General features: G+C 67.7%; 7 protein-coding genes. 2 read left to right on the forward strand and 5 right to left on the reverse strand.

Going from position 1 to position 3,975, the window contains the following annotated elements; genetic code table 11:
* The 5 genes from GPA_RS13850 to GPA_RS13865 form a co-directional block, all read right to left on the reverse strand.
* A partial coding sequence (locus GPA_RS13850; protein WP_049784173.1) for a M23 family metallopeptidase occupies window positions 1-637 on the reverse strand: 637 nt, incomplete at its 3' end.
* A 22-nt stretch (window positions 638-659) separates the two neighbouring features.
* The gene (locus GPA_RS13855; RefSeq protein WP_015540250.1) at window positions 660-1,082 is read right to left on the reverse strand and encodes a 6-pyruvoyl trahydropterin synthase family protein; all 423 of its coding nucleotides are present in this window, start codon (window positions 1,080-1,082) and stop codon (window positions 660-662) included.
* 124 nt (window positions 1,083-1,206) lie between these two features.
* Window positions 1,207-1,656 carry a DUF1062 domain-containing protein gene (locus tag GPA_RS13860; protein ID WP_231847656.1) on the reverse strand — a complete coding sequence of 150 codons (450 nt, stop codon included), beginning with the start codon at window positions 1,654-1,656 and terminating at the stop codon, window positions 1,207-1,209.
* Between the two features lie 31 nt (window positions 1,657-1,687).
* Entirely contained in the window at window positions 1,688-1,852 is a 165-nt protein-coding gene (locus GPA_RS19505) for a hypothetical protein (RefSeq protein WP_167536559.1), read from the reverse strand.
* Between the two features lie 374 nt (window positions 1,853-2,226).
* The gene (locus tag GPA_RS13865; RefSeq protein ID WP_083809155.1) at window positions 2,227-3,048 is read right to left on the reverse strand and encodes a helix-turn-helix transcriptional regulator; all 822 of its coding nucleotides are present in this window, start codon (window positions 3,046-3,048) and stop codon (window positions 2,227-2,229) included.
* Between GPA_RS13865 and GPA_RS18410 the strand changes: the two genes are divergently transcribed.
* Both GPA_RS18410 and GPA_RS13870 read left to right on the forward strand, forming a co-directional pair.
* Window positions 3,047-3,274, forward strand: coding sequence for a hypothetical protein (locus tag GPA_RS18410; protein WP_156791062.1), 228 nt, complete (start codon window positions 3,047-3,049; stop codon window positions 3,272-3,274). The two genes, GPA_RS13865 and GPA_RS18410, sit on opposite strands and share 2 nt — an antisense overlap.
* A gap of 95 nt (window positions 3,275-3,369) precedes the next feature.
* Window positions 3,370-3,975, forward strand: a 606-nt coding sequence (locus GPA_RS13870; protein WP_041239688.1) for a pyrroline-5-carboxylate reductase family protein, incomplete at its 3' end; no start/stop codon positions are given.

Here is a 3,975-nt window from a genome sequence, read left to right on the forward strand (position 1 = left end):
CGCCCGCGAACCGCACCGGCACGCCGGGCGAGGTGTAGAAGCTCTGCCCCTGCTGGATATGGAAGTGCAAGTGCGGCTCGGAGCTGCAGCCCGAGCTCCCGCAGAGCCCGACCTGCTGCCCGCGCCTCACCTCCTGGCCGACCTCGACGGAGACGCCGCCCGGCATCAGGTGGCACAGGCACGAGAACTCGCCGTGCGCGTGCTCGACGAGCACGTAGTTGCCGCGGATGTCTCCCCCGCCGAAGTGCACCTTGCCGTCGAGCCAGATCGTCGCATTCGGGCACGATGCGCCCGCTTCGACCACCACGCCATCGGCAGGCGCGAGAATGGGCAGACCGTAGCAATAGTACGAGGCGGGGTCGGCCGGATCGGCGTCGGGGCGGCAGCTGCGCCCTTCGTCATCGAGTATCACAAAGTCGTAGGCATAGCGTTGGGTGAGCACGTCCCACGAATGCGACGTCTCCTTGACGACGCCGCCGTTGACCACCGTCCACGCGCCCTCGAACGGCAGCGCGTACTCCTCCCGCGAGGCCCCGGTGCGCTTGTCGGGCTCCTTCCCGCTGTAGCGCACGGCCATGACCATGAGGCCGCCGGCTTGCTTGACCGACTGCACGAAGAGCTCGGCTTTCTTGCCCACGACGCCCCCTTTCCCGATTGCGCTACTGCGGCCGGTAGACGGCGCAGTTGTTCGGGGTCTCGTACATCTCCACCTGGGACACGGGAAGGCCCTGCTCAACCAGGCAGTCGCCGAAGTAGCGCGCCAGGTTCTCCGCCGTGGTGCGGAAGGGCACGATGAACAGGCTGAACCCCTCGGCCTCGAGCGCCGCCAGCGTCGCCGGAGCGAGCGAGCCCTCCTCCACGAGGAAGGTGTGGTCCAGCGCCTCGGCCAGCTCGCGCACCGCGCGCTTGAACACGCCGAAGTCGAGCACCATGCCCTTCATCGTGCCCTCGGCCTGCAGGTCGTCCACCGCCAGGTGCACCACCGCGCGCCAACGGTGGCCGTGCAGGTTCTCGCACTTGCCGTAGTAGTCGGTGAGAAAATGGGCCGAATCGAAGCTGGCCTCGGTCTTCAGTCCGTACATGATAGACTCCTTCGCCTTCGCGGGTCGTTCGCCGCCATGATAGCATGGGAACCGATGCCCTTCCGGCAAGGCGGCCTTTTGCGAGCGGGGCCCCAGGAAGATCCCGGAGCCCCGCTTCCCTTCTTTAGCTTCGCGCCCGCACCACGACCGCCTGATGCGGCCGCAGCTTGGCGGCGAGCGCGTCCGCCCCGTCGGCGCACGCCACGTCGCCCGCCCCCACGAGCTGCTCGAGCTCGCTGCGCGAAAGGCCCAGCTTGGCACGCATCACCGCGGCGAGCCGGATGCCCGAGAGCCCTTCGGCATGGATCTCCACCCGGCAGTCCTCGTCGCCGGGCAGCTCGCCCTCGACGGCGAAGTCCACCGGGCCCCGCCGCGCGCCGTTGCCTTTCAGCAGGCCCGCGTCGAGGGCGCACTCGAGGGCCTGGCCTGGGTCGTTGCCCATGAAGCGCTCAAGCCGCTCCCGGCCGACGCCGCCCTGCCGCCCGCGGCTGACCACCGCGCAATTCCACACGCTGCCGCACGCGGCGCACCGGTAGATGAGCCATACGTCCAGGCGCTTCTTCTGGGCGTTCACGCGGAACCGGCCCGTCGATTCGAACCTTGCCTCAGCACCGCAGGCGCCGCACGGGCGCAAAGCGGCCGGCGCGGAGGTCGCCCCCACGCGCCACTGTATCGTTTTCATAATGTTCGCTGCCTTCCTTTGCGTTGAGAATAGGTGCAATAAGGAAGGCGAACGCAGGCGGCACCACGCCGTTGTTCAGCTTTTTCATAAAGGAAACCTCTTCGTTTGATCGATCGTTCCGCCGGATGAGCCCATCACGAAGCGGCCGCGCGCGAACGCGGCGACGGATAGGCGGGATGGGTCGCGTGATCTACCGGTTGGGAGGAACGGTCATGGAAAGAGGCCTTTCAAGAGGATGACGGGCGCCACGGCCCGAGCGGCCATGGTACCAAAGAGACCGTTGCCGCGTCAACACGACGCCCGACGACGCCAGCTCGCTGACGGCCAGGCCATGCGGGCCGGCAAGGCGGATGCCGCGTATTCGCGTCGCCGCGTCCGCCCAACCCACCCCCCCGAGGAAAGCTGCATGCGGAGATCAAACGCCAGGGGCTCCCTTGGAACAGGGGACACGCCGGCCGGGGACTAGCTCGCCAGGGTGTCGCCCGCCGTCGGGGCCTTGGCTGCGTCGGGCTCGGCGACGGTCGTGCCCGCAGAGAGCCGGTTGTACCGGGCAACATCGGTGCGCCGATCCATCATGACGGCGTAGACGACAATCGCGGAGGCCAAGGCGAGGCAGCCGAACATCGCAAGTGCGGCAAAGGTGTACTGCTGGAACCATCCGAACAAGCCGGGCATGTTCAGGCCCGCAACCACAAGCACAACGGCGCCGGCGATGGCACCTCCTTTCGCGCTGCGCGACTCGGCCTTCTGCTCTGGCGTGTAGAAGTCGTCGATCTGCGGGTGCTCCTTGAGAAACGCCCGATACTCTTCCCACATGGGTTTCACCAAGAGAAGCGCCAGTGCGACCCCCATCGAGAAGAAGATGATGAAGGGAGCCGGGTTCACGTTGGGGCCCATCGTCGTGAAGTTGATGCCCGCTCCGAAACCGAGGATCACCACGGCGACAGCGGCCGCAACGTCCCACGCGCACCGGCGCATGCGCTCGTCGTAGCCCCACACATCCACCGGAACGTCCTCGACGACCCCTTCGCATCCCGCCTTCCCGCCGGCGGAAGACGGCTCCGCGGAGGCCGCTTCGCGCCCGGCAAGGTCGCCGCGCACAAGATCGTCGAGGGAGCAGCCGAACAGGTCGCAGATCTTGATGAGCTTGTCCATCTCGGGGTAGCTCTTCTCGGCCTCCCACTTCGCCACCGACTGGCGGCTCACACCGATCCGCTGCGCCAAATCTGCTTGGCTCATATCCTGCAGGTCTCGCAGATGCTGAAGGTTGTCTCGAAAGCTCATGGGCATCTCCTCACGCTCGCACAATACCGTGGTCACGCCTCGCATCATGCACCGCGAGGATGGGTGCCGCAACCAACTTGCGGATGCTTTTTCGCGAACGGACGACAACCGGCAGTTGTCAGGCCTGGTCACCTTTGATTTTCTTCCCTGCGAAACGGGGGATCGCCTTGCTTGCGACCGCGGCGGCGCGGCAAGTGCCGCCCGGCAAAGCGTGCAGTTTTGCTGACGAGCGGGCCGCTGGTTCGGCATCGCGGGCCGTCGGCGGGCCCGGGTGCCGTACAATCGGGGAAACGCATTCGGACGCGACGGAAAGAGGACCCTATGGCAGACCAGGTCAACGCCCCTACGTTGGGCTTCATCGGATTCGGGAACATGGCGCAGGCCATGGCGAAGGGGCTCGTGGAGGCGGGCGCGCTGCCGGGCACGCGCATCTACGCGACCGCCGCGCACTTCGACAAGCTGCAGGCGAGCACGGCCGCGCTGGGCGCACATGCCTGCGAGGATGCGCGCGGCGTCGTCAAGGCGAGCGATTTCGTGGTGGTGGCCGTGAAGCCGCACCTCGTGGCCTCGGTGCTCGAGCCCGTGCGCGACGCGCTGGCCGCGCCCGGCAAGGCCGTGATCTCGGTGGCCGCCGGCTGCGGCTTCGACTTCTACGAGGGCGTGCTCGCGCCCGGTACGCACCATCTGAGCACCATCCCCAACACGCCCATCGCCGTGGGCGCGGGCGTGGTGGCCTGCGAGCAGCGCCACTCGCTCTCCGAGGGCGAGCTCGCGGCGTTCGAGGACCTGTTCGGCCAGGTAGCGCTCATCGAATGGGTGGACGGCAAGCTGCTGTCCACCGCCAGCGCCATCGCCGGCTGCGGCCCCGCCTTCGCCGCCATGTTCCTGGAGGCGCTCGGCGACGCCGGGGTGAAGCACGGCCTGCCG

The sequence above is a fragment of the Gordonibacter pamelaeae 7-10-1-b genome, from assembly GCF_000210055.1.
GTDB classification, from domain to species: domain Bacteria; phylum Actinomycetota; class Coriobacteriia; order Coriobacteriales; family Eggerthellaceae; genus Gordonibacter; species Gordonibacter pamelaeae.